Origin of the sequence: Pseudoalteromonas sp. Z1A8, from assembly GCF_011378855.1 — a bacterium.
In the GTDB taxonomy this organism is placed as follows: domain Bacteria; phylum Pseudomonadota; class Gammaproteobacteria; order Enterobacterales; family Alteromonadaceae; genus Pseudoalteromonas.
Map to the genome: position 1 here is coordinate 1 of NZ_WTLB01000035.1, position 18,505 is coordinate 18,505.

Genomic DNA, 18,505 nt, shown 5'->3' on the forward strand with positions numbered 1-18,505 from the left:
GTTGTGAAGAATCAAACTGAATACCAGCCTCAAGCTATTTAAAGAAAGCTTGAGGCTGGTTAGAAGAGATGGTATCTACGTACTATAACTTTAAACTGCGCTTTAACTAATTCCTAAATACTTGTGTACTTGTATTGATAGGCGCCAGTTTTTGGCAATACAGGTGTCGATTGCGAGTTTGGTTGCCGATACTTTTTGGCTAATTGGCTGCAAATAAACAAGCTTTGGATTAACGCCTGTTTTAGCAAATAATTCTTCTAGCTCTTCTACGTGTTTTTGCATAGCAACGGGGTGTTTAATCTCGTTGGCACGCTTCATGGTGCTGGTAAGTACTTCATAACCGCCGCGCATGTTGATTTTTGGCGATACCGTAACCCATGTTTGCTCTGGGGCAAGTATTTCAAACGTGCCGCTGGTTTCTATTTGTGTGCTAAAACCATGTTCGTGTAATAAGTTACATACTGGGTTTAAATCGAACATACATGGCTCGCCGCCGGTAATTACTACATGCTTTGCGGTATAACCACGCGATTGAAACAACGCTAAAATTTGCTCTGCACTGGCGTTAGCCCAATGATCTGAGTCGGCCTTTTTTTCTACGGTTTCGTCCAGCGATACTTTATATACGTTATCAACATCCCAGGTTTGCTTAGTGTCGCACCAAGAGCAGCCTACAGGGCAACCTTGCAGACGTAAGAATATTGAGGGTGTGCCAGTAAAGCTAGCTTCACCTTGAATGGTTTCAAACACTTCATTAATTTTGTACAAAAGAGATCTCACTTACTACCTAGCAGCCAAATTGCTACTATTAAAAAACCAAAAAGCGCTGTGCAAAAATTGTTATTTAAGCTGCGGCCGTGTAGTATATCGCGCCCTGATATAAACCTCTATTAAAACTAAGAGCAAAACAGATATGACGCAAAAAGTAGTTGTTATTTATTCCGGCGGTATGGACTCATTTACCGTATTAAATAAAGCCCTGCAACAAGGCCATGATGTATATGCCCTATCATTTGACTATGGTCAGCGTCATGTAAAAGAGCTTAAAGTAGCGGCAAGTGTGTGCGAAAAATTAAACGTTCCGCACAAAATTGTTGATATTTCGGCGATTAACCAACTTATTGGTGGCTCATCACTTACTGATGATATTGATGTACCTGAAGGCCATTACGAAGAAGAAAGCATGAAAAGTACGATCGTACCTAATCGTAATATGATTTTGCTCTCACTTGCTGTTGGTTACGCGGTATCGCTTAAAGCTGGCCAAGTTTATTACGGCGCTCACTCTGGGGATCATGCTATTTACCCTGACTGCCGTCCTGAATTTGTGCAAAAAATGGATGATGTGTGTCGTATTGCTAACTACGACGCTGTAGAAATTTTTAGCCCATACTTAAACAATACTAAAATTGGTATTTTAACCGACGGTATTGAAATGGGTTTAGATTACAGCCAAACGTGGACTTGTTATAACGGCCGTGAAAAGGCCTGTGGTAAATGTGGCGCGTGCCAAGAGCGCCTTGAAGCATTTGCCCTAAATAACATTACAGACCCGTTAGAATACGAATAAGCAGCAATTAATTAGTAATACAGTTGCTACAAACAAAAAAGACTATCATCGATAGCCTTTTTTGTTTAATTTTAACGAGTAGGTATAAATTACAACCAGCGTTTTACGCGCGCTTTGTAAGCGGTAAACTCTTCGCCAAATAATTTAGTGAGCGCACGCTCCTCAGGTATTATTTGGAAAAACGTTAAATACGCAATAAACCCTATAACACATAAAAGTGCCCACAATGAGCTTAACCAAATACCCCACCCTGCTAAAATAAATGCAAAGCCTACATACATTGGGTTACGCGAAATCCGATAAATGCCGCTCGTAATAAGTTTTGACGCTTGCTCAGGTTTATTAGGGTTTACGGTGGTGTTTGCTATTTTAAAACTAACCACCCCTGCAATACAAAAAACACACCCTATAATGAGCAAACTTGCTGCTAAGTAGGTAATAAATGCGGTGAAATCAATAACACTATAATGCGCAATAAGCGCCATTATGCCTGCAAAAAACAGCACAACAATAACGGGAGGTATTTTATTATTTAACATGGCAACTCACTGTATTGGCTAAAATATGTTTATTATATGGTGACACTGACGTTATTAAACAATATCTAAAGTGTATAAATGATGAACACGCTCAAAGCTGAGCTTAAGTGAACTATACAAATTAAGTTACAATTGTCAGCTTTATCAAAAGCGCTTAAAGGTTATACTTTAACCATAAACGAATAATAAAATGATAAGGAATGAGATTATGTCTGGAACTACGATGATTGTACTTATTGTGCTAATTTCGGTTGGCTCAGGAGTGGTTTACGATATGTATAAAAAGCATCTTGAGTTTAAGCATAAAATGCAAAACAACAACAGCGATGCCCATAAACAATTAGCTGAAACAAACGCACAAGTGCTTGCATTAAAAGAGCGTGTACAAACACTTGAGGCTATTGTTACTGATTCAAGCTTTAGTGTTAAAGATGAAATTAATAAGCTTTAAATTGTTATAAATAATTTGGATATAAATGCGCGTTTTCTGGCTGCTCAATGCCATGAGCAGCTAAAAAGCCACCAATAGCTTGCCCGCATCCCTGTGGTGCTCGCCCGCTGTCTATCTCAAAATTTAACTGATTAGCATGTTGCTTACCCATAGAGCAAAGCCCTACAGTACTTGGTGAGCGCATAGCAATGCTTAAGTTACCTATTTGCTCAACCGCAACGTGTTTACTAAAGCGAGCAAAATCTTTGTACTTAAATTGCTCGTTTACGTAGTCATTACTTGTAGCTACTAGTGCCGCAATTAAGGCGTGTAAAAAACTATTAGCAGATGAGTCTGCTGTTAAAAACGAAATAGTTTTGTTATTAAACTCGCTAAGTTGGCAACCCTCACATAAAAGCTCAACGGTGTATAAATGTTGCTCAGCTACTTGCTGTTGGCTTTTAAGCTCAATACTTTTTCCTGCAAATACAATGCGTTTAAGCACTTCATCAACACGGCTTTTTGCACTTGCGCTTTTAACAAGCTCAGGATTTTGCGCCATTACCGGTAAGTCGTGATGGTTATTAAATGGCGTGCTTGTTGCGCCGCTTTGCGTTAACTGAAATAGCTCTCTTACTTCATGCTCACGCGCTACTTTTAACGCTAAAAATGCGGTTTGAATAAGCTCTGATGTTGGTAAGTTTGGCTCTATTATCCAGCGTCTACCAAATAATAGCTTTTTGGCTTTGCCTTCATTTACAGATGCACTTTTTTGATAGTTATCTGGGCTCAGCACTGCTACTTGCAGGTAAATTTCTTCACCTTTTTGTGCAGCAAGCACTCTAAAGTGAGCCGAAAACTCTATACTATCAAGCACTTCGTTTACGCTTTCAAGCGTGTGCTTGTAACGTAAAAAATGTTGTGGCACTACCCAGCTACTATCAGCCAATTGCACAAGGGGTGCATAAGAAATAGGTTGCTCGTAACTGTGTTGCCATTTTTGCTCATTGCTAAGCAAATGATTAATGTGACTCTTGTTATCTGACATAAATAAACCAAATAAACTCGCGTTGTGCGATATAAACTATGAACACATTACGTCGTCAATGTCGTAATTAGATCACATGTGCGCCCTACTTTCGGGCTTTTTTAACTATCGGTGAGTTCTTGATAGTCTGTTATAACTTTTTGATAGTATGGCTTATCTTTATTGAGCATTTTATTATAATGATTTATGAGTTGGCGCTGGTACATAGCGTGCTCTGCACTAGCAAAGTCCCACATTTTATTGCCGGTATGACTAATCTCATTATTGGTACTAAAGCTCACTTCAATCACTTCATAAAAACGTTTGTTGTCGTAAACTATTTGCTCACTTATAAGCCCTAAACCAAGCTGTTTTAAACCAGCTCGTAACTTATAAGTGTGATGCACTGGGCATAAAATAAAACGAACATTCTGTAAATTATCAACGGCGTTATTAGCAATAATTTGTTGTATTAAACTTAACAACAGCTCACCGCCAACACCTGCAATTACAACTACTTGGCTTTTACTTTGAGCAATTTCAATTTTGCCTACGTCCTGACATAAGACCTGCCACTGCGGTTTTTTATTACAGTTTTTTTGTAATTTATTAATCGATGATAATTGCGCGCTTAAATCGTCCATTAAAGTGGCGACTATATCAACAAATATGACTTGGTTTGCAGCCGCGCGTTTTAGTAGCGCCATGCCTAAATAACCATGGTCGCAGCAGCAATCCCAAATAATATCGTGATGCTGCGAAATTAATGTATCAATGGCAGTTAGGCGTTTGCTGAGCTTCATTTAAGCGGGTATTTGTGACGTTTTGTAGATAAGTGCTTTTAAGCTTCTGTCGCTGTCTACTTCAATAAAGCGTTCGGTAGGGGCTAAGCGCTCAACAAATTCAATTGCGCCTTCGGTGTGCTCATTTATTAAAACTTTAAACGCATCTTCACTAAGCTCTGGGCTATTAGCACACAATAACAATTGTGTTGTGTCGCAAAGTAGCTCTGGTAATCTGCGCAGCACTTTTTGATAGTCTTTAGTTAATATAAAGCTGCCTTTTTGAAAGCTTGGCGGATCAACTATTATTAAGTCAAACGGGGCTGCTTTTTTTAGTTTTCCAAACGACTTTAAAATATCATGAGGTAAAAAACTCACGCCGCGCTCAAAACCGTTTAGTTGATGGTTTTGCTTACCTACTTTAAGTACGCCTTTGCTCATATCCATGTTCATTACATGATCAGCCCCGCCTTGCATTGCTGCAAGCGAAAACCCACACGTATATGAAAACAAATTAAGCACTTTGCCATGCTTACTATTAGCCATTACAAACTCACGGCCGCTGCGCATATCGGGAAATATTCCGGTATTTTGGCGGCTCTGTAAATCAACCAAAAAACGAATGCCGTTTTCGGTTACAACATGCGGGTGAGGTAATTGCCCATAAACCACGGTGTTTTGGCTTTGTACACCAGCGCGTTGCTGATACACAAGTGACGTAATAAGTTCTGGCTGGTTTGCTTGCGCCCACTGCCACACAACATCGGTAAGCTCGCTTAGTGTTTGTTCGTCAATTTCGTCGTACGAAACCAAAAACAAACTTGGCGGATAAAAGTCTAAATTAATATGACTTAACGTCTCAACACTATGGCCACGGCCATGAAAAACACGGCACAGTTCATTTTTTAAAATTGGCGCATCTTCAAGCGCAGTAATAAGAGGAGTAAAGTTTGCTGTCATTTTTAATTAATCAACTGTTGTTGTAGTTCATGTATTTCATCGCGAACAGAGCCCGCTTTTTCAAATTCTAGGTCGCTTGCGTATGCATGCATTTTGGTTTCAAGCTGCTTAATTTGCACGGTAATTTCTTTGGCGCTAAGTACCTTTTTAGAGTCTTTACGAACAAGTCTAAGGTTATCTTTAGGGCCGGCTTCTTCGCCTACATCCATCGCATCAAGAATCTTTTTGGCTAGTGAATGCGGTTCAATACCGTGTTCAATATTATAAGCATGCTGAATTTCGCGTCGGCGCGCTGTTTCGTCCATGGCCTTAGCCATCGATTTTGTAATTTTATCACCGTATAAAATAGCGCGACCATCTAAGTGACGTGCAGCACGACCAATGGTTTGAATAATTGAACGCGCTGAGCGTAAAAAGCCTTCTTTGTCTGCATCAAGTATGGCGACTAACGCCACTTCTGGCATATCTAGGCCTTCTCGAAGTAAGTTAATGCCTACTAACACATCAAACACACCTGCACGTAAATCACGAATAATTTCAACCCGTTCAACAGTGTCTATGTCTGAATGTAAGTAACGCACTTTTACGTCGTGCTCACTTAAGTAATCGGTTAAATCCTCAGACATACGTTTGGTCAAAGTGGTTACAAGTACGCGTTCGCCCTTCTCTACACTTTTATAAATTTCTGAAAGTAAGTCATCAACCTGATCGCCTACTGGGCGCACTTCAATAAGTGGGTCAAGCAGTCCTGTTGGGCGAATTACTTGCTCTGCAATTGCGCCCACACAACGCTCTAATTCAAAATCACCAGGTGTAGCCGATACATAAATTGTTTGTGGTGAAATAGCTTCAAATTCTTCAAAGCGCAGCGGCCTGTTATCCATTGCTGAGGGCATTCTGAAGCCATACTCAACTAAGTTTTCTTTACGGCTTCTGTCGCCTTTATACATCGCGCCAATTTGCGATACGGTTACGTGCGATTCATCAATAATCATCAATGCGTCGTCTGGGAGATAATCAAGTAACGTAGGCGGCGGATCGCCAGGCGTACGGCCCGATAAATAGCGGCTGTAGTTTTCTATACCAGAGCAATAACCTAGCTCTCGCATCATTTCTATATCGTATTGCGTACGCTGAGTTACACGCTGCTCTTCTACTAATTTATTAGCACTGAGTAACTGGGCTCTTCGATCTTTTAGTTCTTCTTGTATTTTATCGATAGCACCGAGTATTTTTTCACGCGGGGTAACGTAGTGTGTTTTTGGATAGATAGTGGTGCGTATTATATGCTTTTCGACGGCGCCAGTAAGCGGATCAAAAATACTTAAGCGCTCTATTTCGTCATCAAACATTTCTACGCGAATTGCGAAGGTGCTAGATTCTGCAGGAAATATATCAACCACTTCACCGCGTACACGATACGTACCACGGCTAAAATCTATGTCGTTACGCGTATATTGTATTTCGGCAAGGCGACGTAGCATGTCGCGTTGATCTACTTTTTCGCCCACTTTTAAAAGCAGCATCATTTTCATATATGACTTAGGGTCGCCCAAACCATAAATAGCCGATACCGACGCCACAATAATGGTGTCGCGGCGTTCAAGCAGTGCTTTGGTTGCACTTAAACGCATTTGCTCTATGTGCTCGTTTATTGAGGCATCTTTTTCAATAAAGGTGTCGCTTGATACAACATAGGCTTCTGGCTGGTAGTAATCATAATACGATACAAAATACTCAACCGCATTTTTAGGGAAAAACTCTTTCATTTCTCCGTATAGCTGCGCGGCAAGTGTTTTATTGTGCGCCATTATTATTGTTGGACGGTTTAAGTCGTTAATAATATTAGCCATGGTAAAGGTTTTACCTGTACCAGTGGCGCCTAATAATGTTTGATGTGCAAGCCCTGCTTCTAGGCCTTCGCACAGCTGTTTAATCGCTGTTGGCTGATCGCCTGCTGGTTTAAAATGTGATTTTAACTGAAAATGGTCGCTCAATTATTGCACTCCTGTAACGATTCGCCGCTCAGCGTTTCTAGTTTTTTCATAAACCATTTATACGCCACTATTGCTGTAAATAAGTTACCTAAAGCAGCGCCAATAAACAGCCCTAATAATCCGGCTATTTCGTTGCCTACATAAGCAAATGGTACATAAAATATGAATAACCGAATGACACTTAAAACCAGTGCGTACATTGGTTTGTGTAAAGCATTAAACGATGAGTTTGATAATATGATCACCCCTTGTAAGCCATAGCTCAACGGGATGGTATAAATAAAGAGCTTAATTACATCTATTACGGCTTGTTCTTTACCAAACAATTGGCTTATAACGCCTGAAAATGCAATGAGTAATACGTAAATAGCAAATTGCCATACCATCACAAATTTTAGTGTACCTGTGTACGCTTCTTTAACGCGGCACAATTTGCCAGCCCCAAAATTTTGGCTAACAAACGGCGGCAAAGTCATAGATAGCGCAAGCACTAATATACTTGCAATAGATTCTATACGGCTGCCTACCCCAAATGCGGCTACAGCCTCTGGGCCGTGGTGCGCAACCATAGCGGTCATTACGGCCATTGCAACCGGTGTAAGCATGTTCGCACCTGCTGCAGGTAAACCAATCTTTAATATTTTACGAATAGCGCCAACAACCGTTTGCTTGCCCGCTTTTAGGCTCAACAAACGCTTTTTAAACATTAATATATACAAAATAATAATTACTGCGACTGCCCATGCAATAACACTTGCTATGGCTGCACCTTGAATACCTAAGGCAGGTATTGGTCCAAACCCAAATATCAACATGGGGTCAAGTATCGCGTTTATAAGCCCTGCTCCGCCCATTACTATACTTGGCGTTTTTGTATCACCACTGGCGCGCAGTACCGAATTACCAATCATGGGGGTTATTAAAAATAAGCTACCAATAAACCATACATTCATGTATTCGTGTATTAACGGTAATACTTGTGCGCCCGCTCCGAGTAAAGTAAATATTGGGTCAATCATTAAATACCCAACCGACGACAACACAATAACTAAAACCACACCAACCATTAAAGAAATGCTGGCATCAAAACGTGCTTCATCAATTTTATTACTACCGAGTGCTTTAGCAATAACCGCAGATGTACCAATACCCAGTCCTATTGCTAAGCTAATAACGGTAAAAGTAACCGGAAACGTAAAGCTCACAGCAGCAAGTGGCTCAGTGCCAAGTAAGCTTATAAAGAAGGTATCTACAATATTGAACATCATTAGCGTGATCATGCCGAATATCATCGGGATGGTCATCGTCTTTAATGTAGGCAAAATGGGATCGTTTAGTAAATCTGGGCGAGTCTGAGATTTTGAAATTGCGCGCATGGAATAAATAGGCCTCTTTTACTGAACGAATCATTTTAAAGCATCAAGGCAGTTCAAGCCACGGATTTATCACTACAATTGATGTAATTAATGAAGTAAAGATTCGAAAAAATAGTAAAACTTCATTTTTACATCTTTTTGTTAAAATAGAGCCTTAACACTCCAAAAAACAATTAAAACACATTTTTATAACTTTTATTACAAACACACTGTGTTATCTGGTGCTTTTTTACACAAAGGCATGACTTGATTTATCGTTACGAAAAAATTCACTCATCGAGTTACACCCTTTAGGCATAAAAACATAACCAATTGTTTTTAAACAAATTAAAAATAATGATTTAAAAGCTTGAAATCGTTGTAGCGCCCTAGACCATTGGTGCCGATGATGTTCTTAAAGTTTCATAAACAGAGTTATCCACAGAAACCGTGGATAACTCATTCAAACCCGCATTTATAAAGGCTTTGAGAGAGCCGCAATTTTCGATGAGGTCCAACCAATTAATCATTTGCTAATTGTGGCATTTTTATAAACTCACACTAAAAATTGTAGCTCGCCGGTTTTTCTTCTTAACATAGTTGTACGTTGGTAAACAAAAAACGTTTAAGACAAAGTTAAGTTATTGATTGTTCTATTTTTGAACGCAGAAAATAAATACCCTATTTATAAATAGTGATTAGATCACAATTAAGGGTAAAAAATACTTCTGTGAATATTCACAGAAGTATTTTTTTAGAAAATTAAAGCAAAAAAGTAAATAAATGCGAAGAATACCCACTAGGAAAAAAATGAGTTTTTATGTTTTTGGGCTGATTTTTAATTACAAGTGACTTTAATAGCGTGTTTAATTTAACCAATTTAAAGACTCAACAATAATAAAAGTCACATTGTTATTCTTAAATTTTTAAAAAAGTAACTTTAATAGAGCTACAAAACACGCAGATCGAACACAAAAACAACGAATAAACCTCTTTTTTCAATTTATGACTTTTATATGTTGACACTTTGCGGCTCGGTCATTAATATTTCGCCCCGTTGAAAGGCAAGACGCTTCCCCCTTAGCTCAGTTGGTTAGAGCGACGGACTGTTAATCCGCAGGTCCCCCGTTCGAGTCGGGGAGGGGGAGCCAAGTTTTTCAACCATAAACGATTCCCCCTTAGCTCAGTTGGTTAGAGCGACGGACTGTTAATCCGCAGGTCCCCCGTTCGAGTCGGGGAGGGGGAGCCAAGTTTATGTTTATGATGTAGTTCCCCCTTAGCTCAGTTGGTTAGAGCGACGGACTGTTAATCCGCAGGTCCCCCGTTCGAGTCGGGGAGGGGGAGCCAAATCATCATAATAATATCACTACTTTAGTTCCCCCTTAGCTCAGTTGGTTAGAGCGACGGACTGTTAATCCGCAGGTCCCCCGTTCGAGTCGGGGAGGGGGAGCCAATTCTAAGAATTTCATAGACATCTCAAGCTAATTCCACTACTCTTCCTTATATAACTAAAGCATTAGTTTATTCCTTGATGCGCTGTACTTAGTTTATTAATCAAGGACTTGATTCCTTCCCTTTTGAATTATTAAAAGACTGAAAACATGGCTGGATTTAAAAAACTTATTTTTATACAAATTATCTCTTGGTTATTGTGTGTGGCAGCAGGAAGCTACTTCATATCTATAAACTTTGATACTGCGGTGAGTGATGCGCAAAAAAGTGCACAAACTACTGTTACTAAGTATATTAATGACCTTTCTTTAGACGATATTTCTGCTCAAAATCTAAAACAATCAATTGCAGATGGTAAAACGTTTACAAGCTTTACTCTAAGAGACTACCAAGGGGCTGAAATATTCAGCGTTAACCCCCCTACCCAATTACCAATGTTTGCTGATTTTGTACTATCAAAATTGAACTCTGTACGCCCTCAATTTGCTGTAAACGATGCAGCAGATATAAAAGTTGAATTTGTACTTAACATTGAGCATTTAGCTGCTCAGCTGCAAACATCCCTTTTTATCGTTATTTTGATTTCTGCTATTTTGGTTATTATTCCAATAATCCTAATGCAATCTATTTTTTACCGTTTAAATAAAAACATAAGTACAACGGTAGCTGACATTATCGATATTTATATCAACCAAAACCAAGTTGATAATGATTTAGAAACAGCATTAGATGGCACTCGATTAAAAAAACTAGGTAAAGATTTAGTTCCTAGCTTTAATCGTTTATCTCACTTTTTGAAAAGTAAAAGTGAAGATATAAAAAGCGCTGCATTAAACATTAAACATGAAGCATATAAAGATGTAATTACTTCGCTTGGCAACCGTAATATGTTTGTTGAGTATTACGAAAAAAATATTGAAAACAGTGAGCAAAGTACATTTGGTTCTTTAGCTATGGTTCGTTGTAGCGAGCTACAAGCTATAAACCAAAGCCGTGGTTATCAAAAAGGTGACGAGTACGTTAAAGGCGTTGCCGATATTATTAAGCACATAAGCGGCACTTACACGGGTAGCCAAGTGTTTAGATTAAACAGCTCTGACTTTGCTGTAGTACTGCCCCACACTCCATTGAAAGAAGCAGAGCGCTTTGGTGAAAATCTACAATCGCGCTTTACTCAGTATCAACAAAATCAAGAGCTAAGCTCTGTTGCTAACACGGGTATTGTCGGTTACGAAAAAGGTAAGCCTTTGGGTGAGCTACTTTCGGTTGTTGATAACGCGATGAGTATGGCGCAATCAAAACAAGTAAACGCATGGCACGTACAACGCGAGACCGATTTAGTTAATAACGTAAGTGCAGGTTTTGGTAATCAAAACTGGCGTAAGGTTATTAACGAGGTAATTGAATCTAAACGAGTACATTTAGTTGTGCAAAACATTATGCCGCTTGGTAAAAGCATTAAAGCCTATGCTGAAATACAAGTGCGATTTAAAACAGAAGACAATCAAGTACTTCCTACGGCCTCTTTTTTAGCGATGGCCGAAAAGCTTGATATGGCAATAGAAATTGACCGCCTGATAATCGACTCTTCCCTTGAAAAAGTGAAAAGCCGTAATTTATCTGAAAAGTTTTTTGGTTTAAACGTTACAGCCTCAAGTGCGCACAACGATCAGTTTGTTATTTGGCTAGAACGCCGCTTATTAAAAGACACGCATATTGCATCAAAGCTTATTTTTGAAGTAAGTGAGTTTGGCTTACAACAAAATATTAAAGCCAGTAAGCGCTTTATTGATATGGTGCACCGCGTAGGCGCCCGCGTAACAGTTGAACGCTTCGGTGTTGGTTTAACCTCATTTAAGTTTTTCCGCGATTTAAAACCTGACTTTATTAAAATGGATGCAAGTTACACTCGCGGCCTAGAAGATGATAAAAACAATCAGTACTTTATGCGCTTAATGGTCGACTTAGCCCACCGTATAGGTGTTAGCGTATTTGCTGAAGGTGTTGAGAGCCAAGAAGAAAAACATATTATAGAAACTTTATGTTTAGATGGCGTTCAAGGTTATTACATAGAAAAACCTAAAGACATTTAATTAGTTTTAACAAATACAAAAAAGAGCATTCGTTGCTCTTTTTTTGTTTCTGCTATTTTATCCTTACATCAAAATCACATTAATTTTACAGCCTTGTGATCAATATGTTTGTCCTCGCGTTTATTTAACTGATAACGACTCGCAAATGTTGTTTATCGGGGCAGAAAAAAGGATAATACGCAGGACTTTAATAGCGTGAGGCACACATGACAGAATATGTCTTGTTATTGATTGGAACCGTTCTAGTTAATAACTTTGTATTAGTACAATTTTTAGGCTTATGTCCGTTTATGGGCGTATCAGGTAAGCTTGATACGGCGATTGGTATGTCTTTGGCAACCACGTTTGTGCTTACTCTTGCCTCGGTGACTAGCTATTTAGTTAATCAATATATTTTAATCCCTCTGGATATCGAATTTTTACGTACCATGAGTTTTATTTTAGTGATTGCCGTTGTAGTGCAATTTACCGAAATGGTTGTACGTAAAACAAGCCCTACCCTATATCGTTTACTAGGCATATTTTTACCGCTGATCACCACTAACTGCGCGGTATTAGGTGTTGCTCTATTAAATATCAAAGAAGATCATTCGTTTTTACAATCCGCAGTTTATGGTTTTGGTGCTGCCGTTGGTTTTTCTTTAGTGCTTGTATTGTTTGCAGCGCTACGAGAGCGTTTAGCGGCGGCTGATGTTCCTACGCCTTTTAAAGGCGCCTCCATTGCTATGATCACCGCAGGCTTAATGTCGATGGCGTTTATGGGTTTTACTGGATTAGTGAAGTTTTAATATGACCTTGTTTTATGCCTTGATAGCGATTGGCTCGCTAGCACTCGTTTTTGGACTTATTTTAGGATTTGCAGCAATACGCTTTCGTGTTGAAGGAAACCCTATTGTTGAACAAATTGATACTATTTTGCCGCAAACTCAATGCGGGCAATGTGGCTACCCAGGTTGTCGCCCATACGCCGAAGCAATTGCCAATGGCGATGAAATAAATAAATGTCCACCGGGCGGCGAATCAACCATGAAAAAGCTTGCCGGCTTAATGGGTGTTGATGAAAAACCACTTGCTGGCGGCGAGCAAGCAGAACCCATAAAAACAGTGGCTTATATTCGCGAAGATGAATGTATTGGTTGTACCAAATGTATTCAAGCCTGCCCTGTTGACGCTATTTTAGGCGCAACTCGTCAAATGCATACCGTGTTAATTGATGAATGTACCGGCTGCGACTTATGTGTTGAGCCTTGCCCTGTAGATTGCATTGATATGCTACCTGTAGCCGAAACTAAACAAAACTGGAAATGGCAACTAGATGCTATTCCTGTTACACAAATAGATTAGAGGTTTGAGTGGACAAGTTACTTGAACAAATAAAAAAAGGCACCGTGTGGGCATTTCCTGGCGGCATACACCCACCACAACAAAAATCACTCTCTAATAGTGCGAGTATTACTCGCCTACCGTTGCCCGATAAACTTATTGTTGCGCTTAAGCAACACATAGGCGCAAATGGCAAGTTACTGGTAGAAAAAGGTCAGCATGTATTAAAAGGCCAAGCACTCACAGCGCCTGCTGCTAACTGGTCGGTACCTGTGCATGCTCCAAGCTCTGGTGTTATTACCGATATAGTACCAATGCCATCGGCACATCCTTCGGCTCTACCTGAGCTAAGTGTTATTATTGAACCAGACGGCAAAGACGAATGGACAGCACTTAATAAAAATAAAAACCCTGCTGAACTTAGTCATGATGAGCTGATAAATATTATTCACCAAGCCGGTATTAGCGGCATGGGTGGTGCTGGTTTTCCTACTTATGTGAAAGCAGATACCAAGCAACCTATCGAATTTTTGATTGTAAATGCCGTTGAGTGCGAACCTTATATTACTGCCGATGACGTTTTAATGCGCGAACACGCTAAAGAAGTTATCCAAGGCATTGAAATAATGCAGCAGCTTTTAAACCCAACGCTATGCATTGTGGGTATAGAAGATAATAAGCCTGAAGCGATTGCAGCAATGAAGCAAGCAGCTGAGCATAACTCAAAAATTATTATTCAAACGGTTCCCACTATTTACCCATCGGGTGGTGAAAAGCAATTAATTAAATTACTTACCAACCGTGAAGTTCCCAGCATTGGTATACCAGCCGATATTGGTATTTTAGTGCATAACACGGGTACTTTATTTGCCGTACAGCAAGCCGTTTATGAAGGTAAACCACTGATTGAACGTGTAGTTACCGTAACGGGTAACACTATACATAATCCAGGGAATGTATGGGCGCTCCTTGGCACTGAAATAAAGCACTTGCTTGATTGCCAAGGTTTCTCGCCTGTACCGCAGCAAAGTGTTGTGATGGGCGGCCCAATGATGGGCTTTACGCTACCCACAGTACGTATTGGCATAGTTAAAACAACTAACTGTATTTTAGCGCCTGATCATAAAGAGCTAGCGGAGCCCGGCCCTGAAAAAGCCTGTATACGTTGTAGCGCCTGTGCCGATGCCTGCCCTGCTTCTTTATTACCACAGCAATTGCAGTGGTTTGCTAAATCAAAAGAGTACGACAAACTACAAGAGCATAATTTATTTGACTGTATTGAGTGTGGTGCTTGTGCATATGTGTGCCCAAGCGAAATCCCTCTTGTACAGTACTACCGTATAGCCAAAGTTGAAATTAAAGAACAACAAGCTGACAAAATTAAAGCCGACAGAGCAAAAGAGCGTTTTGATGCACGAAAAGAGCGTTTAGATCGCGAGCAAGAAGAACGTCAAAACCGCCACAAACGTAAACCTGCCGCTAAATCTGCTGACGAAAAGCAAAAAGTAGCAGAGGCACTAGCCCGCGTTAAAAATAAATCAGATAACGGCGATGAAAAATCAGCTGTTGCAGCTGCTATTGCACGCGCTAAAGCTAAAAAGCTAGGCGATCAATCTGCTGAATTAGAACCTGACAACAGCGAAGTAGCAAAAGAGCGCGCACTACGTAAAGAACAAGCGCGTAAATATAAAGAGCAAAAATCTCAAACAGATGAATCGGCCGATACTGCGCCCGTTGATGATAAAAAATCAGCAGTTGCTGCAGCCATTGCTCGAGCTAAAGCCAAAAAGGCAGCACAAGCAAGTGAAGAGCCACAAAGCGATGCGCCAGTTGATGACAAAAAAGCAGCAGTAGCGGCAGCCATTGCACGCGCTAAAGCTAAAAAAGCGGCACAAGCAGCGAGTGAAGAGCCACAAAGCGATGCCCCAGTTGATGATAAAAAAGCAGCGGTAGCGGCAGCCATTGCGCGCGCAAAAGCTAAAAAAGCGGCACAAGCACTAGAATATACCGAACAGACCGTAAATGAAGAGCCACAAAACGATGCCCCAGTTGATGACAAAAAAGCAGCGGTAGCGGCGGCCATTGCGCGCGCTAAAGCTAAAAAAGCGGCTAAAGCATTGGAAGACACTGAGCAAACAGTCAGTGAAAAGCCACAAAGCGATGCCCCAGTTGATGATAATAAAGCAGCGGTAGCGGCGGCCATTGCTCGTGCAAAAGCTAAAAAAGAAGCTAAAGCATTAGAAGAAGCCGAGCAAACCGTGAGTGAAGCGCCACAAAGCGCGGCCCCCGTTGATGATAAAAAAGCAGCGGTAGCTGCGGCCATTGCGCGCGCAAAAGCCACAAAAGCGGCTAAAGCACTTGCACAAGCCGAGCAAACTCAAGAGCTACAAATTGATAGTGTTGCACCAAAGGGTGCAGACAATAATACCGATGACTCATCCAATTCTACTGAAGCAGATAAACCTAAATCAGCCGACGATAAGAAAAAAGCCGCCGTGGCCGCAGCAATTGCGAGAGCAAAAGCTAAAAAGTTACAAAAAGAAGGAAATAATCAGTCATGAAATTAACCATGGCCAGTTCGCCGCATAATCACAGCCATAAATCGTTAACGCGATTAATGATTAGCGTTATTGCTGCGTGTATTCCTGGGCTAATTGCTCAAGTTTTCTTTTTTGGAACCGGCGTACTTATTCAACTGGTGCTCGCGCTCGTTGCTGTAAGCGCTTTTGAAGCTGCCATAATGCTAATGCGAAAGCGCCCTGTTTGGCCTGCACTGAGTGATGGCAGTGCATGGCTTACTGGCGTGTTATTGGCATTGAGTATTCCGCCCCTTGCGCCTTGGTGGGTAATTGTTATTGGTTGTTTATTTTCTATTGTTATAGTTAAACAGCTTTATGGCGGCCTTGGGTTTAATTTATTTAATCCAGCAATGGCTGCTTATGTACTGCTTTTAGTGTCGTTCCCTGTACAAATGACCGCGTGGCTGCCTGTCACCGATTTAATAAACACGCCAATAGGCTTTGCAGATCAGCTCAGGCTCATATTTACCGATTTTACGGCCTCTGGGTTCAGCCTAGATCAAGTACGTGCAGGTGTTGATGGCCTAACAATGGCAACACCACTGGACACAGTTAAAACAGATATAGCCCACGGTTTAACCGTAACCGAAAGCATGCAAAAACCATTATTTAACGAATGGGCTGGCCTTGGTTGGGTATGGGTTAACTTAGGCTTTTTAGCCGGTGGTTTATACTTATTAAAAGCAAAAATAATTAACTGGCATATTCCCGTCAGTTTTATTGCAAGTTTAGCTGTATGCAGCGCAATTGGCTATATTGCTGCACCAGGTACTGAGCCGGGCACCCTATTTCACTTATTAAGTGGTGCCACTATGATGGGTGCATTTTTTATAGCGACCGATCCGGTATCTGCAGCAACCACCAATAAAGGGCGCTTAATTTATGGCGCGCTAATTGGCTTACTAATTTATTTAATTCGCACTTTTGGTGGCTTCCCTGATGCCATCGCCTTTAGCGTATTATTGATTAATATTGCAGTACCGCTAATTGACTACTACACACAGCCGAGAACTTACGGTCATGGGGCAGTAAAATGATTATTTCTTCAATGGCCAAAAACGGCGCCATTTTAACGGCCTTTGCGCTGGTAACAACGGGTTTAGTTGCCTCTATCAACGCACTTACTGCTGATAAAATTGCAGAGCAAGAACAGCTGCAACTTACTGCGCAACTACAAGAAGTACTCGACCCAAAATCGTACGATAATCAATTATCACAAGATTGCGTAATTATTACTGATGAAAAGCTAGGCCCACACGCAGACCAAGTAATTTATCGTGCTCGTAAAAACAATAAACCGGTCGCTGTTGTTATTAGGCATGTTACGCCAAACGGTTACAGTGGCGATATTAACTTATTAACAGCCGTATTGAGCGATGGCACTATTGCTGGCGTTCGTACCACTAAACACGAAGAAACACCTGGGCTTGGTGACAAAGTAGAAGTTAAAAAATCGCTTTGGATCACTACCTTTAAAAACTTAACAGTTGAAGGTGAAGATGACGCTCGTTGGGCTGTAAAAAAAGATGGCGGCCAGTTTGATCAATTTACAGGTGCAACCATAACGCCTCGTGCTGTTGTGGGTTCGGTTAAAAACGCCGTATTGTTCGCACAAACTAATTTTGATGATATTTTTGCAGCGCCTAATGGTGAATGTGTAGAGGCAACTAAATGAGTGAGTTAAAAACATTATACAAAGACGGTATATGGGTAAATAACCCTGCTCTTGTGCAGCTGTTAGGCTTATGCCCGTTACTTGCCGTTACATCAACTATTACAAATGCTTTAGGTTTAGGTTTAGCTACTTTATTGGTACTCATAGGCTCAAACGTGACCGTATCGGTTGTACGTAACTGGGTGCCAAAAGATATTCGCATACCTGTATTTGTCATGATCATCGCAGGCTTTGTAACCATTGTTCAATTACTGATGAACGCTTATACATTTGGTTTGTATCAGTCATTGGGGATTTTTATTCCGCTCATTGTAACTAACTGCGCTATTATTGGCCGCGCCGAAGCATACGCGTCTAAAAACCCTGTTCATTTATCAGCGTTTGACGGCTTAATGATGGGTTTAGGCTTTATGATTGTGCTTGTTGTTTTAGGCGCAATGCGCGAACTAATTGGCCAAGGTACTTTATTTGACGGTGCCGACTTATTACTTGGTCCATGGGCACAAAGTTTACGCATAGAAGTGTTTAACTTTGACAACCAGTTTTTACTCGCCATTTTACCACCGGGTGCCTTTTTAGGCCTTGGGTTACTTATTGCCGCTAAAAACGTAATTGACGCACAAATAAAATCAAAACAAATTGCACCGCCAGAGGCTGAAAAAGGCCCTCGCGCACGTGTTACTAGCTTAACTTAAGGGGAAAACGTATTGACTTAGTAAATAG

16 protein-coding genes and 4 tRNA genes are annotated in these 18,505 nt (G+C 40.6%); 13 read left to right on the plus strand and 7 right to left on the minus strand.

Features of this window, described 5'->3' with window-relative positions; genetic code table 11:
• Positions 1 to 102 precede the first annotated feature (102 nt).
• Positions 103 to 768 carry a 7-carboxy-7-deazaguanine synthase QueE gene (gene queE, locus GQR55_RS13815; RefSeq protein ID WP_002960417.1) on the minus strand — a complete coding sequence of 222 codons (666 nt, stop codon included), beginning with the start codon at positions 766 to 768 and terminating at the stop codon, positions 103 to 105.
• A gap of 145 nt (positions 769 to 913) precedes the next feature.
• Here queE and queC point away from each other — a divergent pair, with 145 nt between their 5' ends.
• Positions 914 to 1,570 (plus strand): 7-cyano-7-deazaguanine synthase QueC, encoded by a 657-nt coding sequence (gene queC, locus GQR55_RS13820; RefSeq protein ID WP_007583902.1) that lies wholly within the window; start codon positions 914 to 916, stop codon positions 1,568 to 1,570.
• 89 nt (positions 1,571 to 1,659) lie between these two features.
• Here queC and GQR55_RS13825 read toward each other — a convergent pair whose 3' ends face one another.
• Positions 1,660 to 2,109, minus strand: a complete 450-nt coding sequence (locus GQR55_RS13825; RefSeq protein ID WP_166421062.1) for an isoprenylcysteine carboxylmethyltransferase family protein — start codon at positions 2,107 to 2,109, stop codon at positions 1,660 to 1,662.
• Between the two features lie 208 nt (positions 2,110 to 2,317).
• Between GQR55_RS13825 and GQR55_RS13830 the strand changes: the two genes are divergently transcribed.
• Positions 2,318 to 2,560, plus strand: coding sequence for a hypothetical protein (locus GQR55_RS13830; RefSeq protein ID WP_007583900.1), 243 nt, complete (start codon positions 2,318 to 2,320; stop codon positions 2,558 to 2,560).
• A gap of 4 nt (positions 2,561 to 2,564) precedes the next feature.
• On the opposite strand, the gene GQR55_RS13835 is transcribed toward GQR55_RS13830, so the two are convergent.
• The 5 genes from GQR55_RS13835 to GQR55_RS13855 all read right to left on the minus strand — a co-directional run bounded on the left by GQR55_RS13835 (position 2,565) and on the right by GQR55_RS13855 (position 8,681).
• Entirely contained in the window at positions 2,565 to 3,587 is a 1,023-nt protein-coding gene (locus GQR55_RS13835; RefSeq protein WP_166421063.1) for a hypothetical protein, read from the minus strand.
• Positions 3,588 to 3,688: 101 nt separating this feature from the next.
• Positions 3,689 to 4,369 carry a tRNA (adenine(22)-N(1))-methyltransferase TrmK gene (locus GQR55_RS13840; protein ID WP_166421064.1) on the minus strand — a complete coding sequence of 227 codons (681 nt, stop codon included), beginning with the start codon at positions 4,367 to 4,369 and terminating at the stop codon, positions 3,689 to 3,691.
• A complete protein-coding gene (locus tag GQR55_RS13845) occupies positions 4,370 to 5,308 on the minus strand; it encodes a class I SAM-dependent methyltransferase (RefSeq protein WP_166421065.1) in 939 nt (312 codons plus the stop codon). It lies immediately after the preceding gene.
• A 2-nt stretch (positions 5,309 to 5,310) separates the two neighbouring features.
• On the minus strand, positions 5,311 to 7,305 hold the full coding sequence (uvrB, locus tag GQR55_RS13850) for an excinuclease ABC subunit UvrB (protein ID WP_166421066.1): 1,995 nt from the start codon (positions 7,303 to 7,305) through the stop codon (positions 5,311 to 5,313).
• A complete protein-coding gene (locus GQR55_RS13855; protein ID WP_166421067.1) occupies positions 7,302 to 8,681 on the minus strand; it encodes an MATE family efflux transporter in 1,380 nt (459 codons plus the stop codon). The genes uvrB and GQR55_RS13855 overlap by 4 nt, the downstream gene beginning before the upstream one ends.
• Positions 8,682 to 9,734: 1,053 nt before the next feature.
• Here GQR55_RS13855 and GQR55_RS13860 point away from each other — a divergent pair.
• The 11 genes from GQR55_RS13860 (at position 9,735) to GQR55_RS13910 (ending at position 18,477) form a co-directional block, all read left to right on the plus strand.
• A tRNA-Asn gene (locus GQR55_RS13860) sits at positions 9,735 to 9,811 on the plus strand.
• Between the two features lie 21 nt (positions 9,812 to 9,832).
• A tRNA-Asn gene (locus GQR55_RS13865) sits at positions 9,833 to 9,909 on the plus strand.
• Positions 9,910 to 9,930: 21 nt separating this feature from the next.
• Positions 9,931 to 10,007 (plus strand) — tRNA-Asn (locus GQR55_RS13870).
• A 29-nt stretch (positions 10,008 to 10,036) separates the two neighbouring features.
• Positions 10,037 to 10,113 (plus strand) — tRNA-Asn (locus GQR55_RS13875).
• Between the two features lie 148 nt (positions 10,114 to 10,261).
• A complete protein-coding gene (locus GQR55_RS13880) occupies positions 10,262 to 12,205 on the plus strand; it encodes a GGDEF domain-containing protein (protein ID WP_166421068.1) in 1,944 nt (647 codons plus the stop codon).
• A 206-nt stretch (positions 12,206 to 12,411) separates the two neighbouring features.
• Positions 12,412 to 12,993, plus strand: a complete 582-nt coding sequence (gene rsxA / locus GQR55_RS13885) for an electron transport complex subunit RsxA (RefSeq protein ID WP_008134172.1) — start codon at positions 12,412 to 12,414, stop codon at positions 12,991 to 12,993.
• A 1-nt stretch (position 12,994) separates the two neighbouring features.
• Complete coding sequence (gene rsxB, locus GQR55_RS13890) at positions 12,995 to 13,549, plus strand: electron transport complex subunit RsxB (RefSeq protein WP_002960333.1); 555 nt, start codon at positions 12,995 to 12,997, stop codon at positions 13,547 to 13,549.
• 8 nt (positions 13,550 to 13,557) lie between these two features.
• Complete coding sequence (gene rsxC / locus GQR55_RS13895; RefSeq protein WP_166421069.1) at positions 13,558 to 16,089, plus strand: electron transport complex subunit RsxC; 2,532 nt, start codon at positions 13,558 to 13,560, stop codon at positions 16,087 to 16,089.
• A complete protein-coding gene (rsxD, locus tag GQR55_RS13900; RefSeq protein WP_166421070.1) occupies positions 16,086 to 17,144 on the plus strand; it encodes an electron transport complex subunit RsxD in 1,059 nt (352 codons plus the stop codon). Before rsxC ends, rsxD begins: the two co-directional genes overlap by 4 nt.
• Positions 17,141 to 17,782 (plus strand): electron transport complex subunit RsxG, encoded by a 642-nt coding sequence (rsxG, locus tag GQR55_RS13905; RefSeq protein ID WP_166421071.1) that lies wholly within the window; start codon positions 17,141 to 17,143, stop codon positions 17,780 to 17,782. The genes rsxD and rsxG overlap by 4 nt, the downstream gene beginning before the upstream one ends.
• On the plus strand, positions 17,779 to 18,477 hold the full coding sequence (locus GQR55_RS13910) for an electron transport complex subunit E (RefSeq protein WP_166421072.1): 699 nt from the start codon (positions 17,779 to 17,781) through the stop codon (positions 18,475 to 18,477). Before rsxG ends, GQR55_RS13910 begins: the two co-directional genes overlap by 4 nt.
• Positions 18,478 to 18,505 lie beyond the last annotated feature (28 nt).

Bases quoted from the DNA above. Each gene is read 5' to 3' on its own strand.
- queC (WP_007583902.1), top strand. From the start codon at position 914: ATGACGCAAAAAGTAGTTGTTATTTATTCCGGCGGTATGGACTCATTT.
- GQR55_RS13825 (WP_166421062.1), bottom strand. From the start codon at position 2,109: ATGTTAAATAATAAAATACCTCCCGTTATTGTTGTGCTGTTTTTTGCA.
- GQR55_RS13830 (WP_007583900.1), top strand. From the start codon at position 2,318: ATGTCTGGAACTACGATGATTGTACTTATTGTGCTAATTTCGGTTGGC.
- GQR55_RS13835 (WP_166421063.1), bottom strand. From the start codon at position 3,587: ATGTCAGATAACAAGAGTCACATTAATCATTTGCTTAGCAATGAGCAA.
- GQR55_RS13840 (WP_166421064.1), bottom strand. From the start codon at position 4,369: ATGAAGCTCAGCAAACGCCTAACTGCCATTGATACATTAATTTCGCAG.
- GQR55_RS13845 (WP_166421065.1), bottom strand. From the start codon at position 5,308: ATGACAGCAAACTTTACTCCTCTTATTACTGCGCTTGAAGATGCGCCA.
- GQR55_RS13855 (WP_166421067.1), bottom strand. From the start codon at position 8,681: ATGCGCGCAATTTCAAAATCTCAGACTCGCCCAGATTTACTAAACGAT.
- GQR55_RS13880 (WP_166421068.1), top strand. From the start codon at position 10,262: ATGGCTGGATTTAAAAAACTTATTTTTATACAAATTATCTCTTGGTTA.
- rsxA (WP_008134172.1), top strand. From the start codon at position 12,412: ATGACAGAATATGTCTTGTTATTGATTGGAACCGTTCTAGTTAATAAC.
- rsxB (WP_002960333.1), top strand. From the start codon at position 12,995: ATGACCTTGTTTTATGCCTTGATAGCGATTGGCTCGCTAGCACTCGTT.
- rsxD (WP_166421070.1), top strand. From the start codon at position 16,086: ATGAAATTAACCATGGCCAGTTCGCCGCATAATCACAGCCATAAATCG.
- rsxG (WP_166421071.1), top strand. From the start codon at position 17,141: ATGATTATTTCTTCAATGGCCAAAAACGGCGCCATTTTAACGGCCTTT.
- GQR55_RS13910 (WP_166421072.1), top strand. From the start codon at position 17,779: ATGAGTGAGTTAAAAACATTATACAAAGACGGTATATGGGTAAATAAC.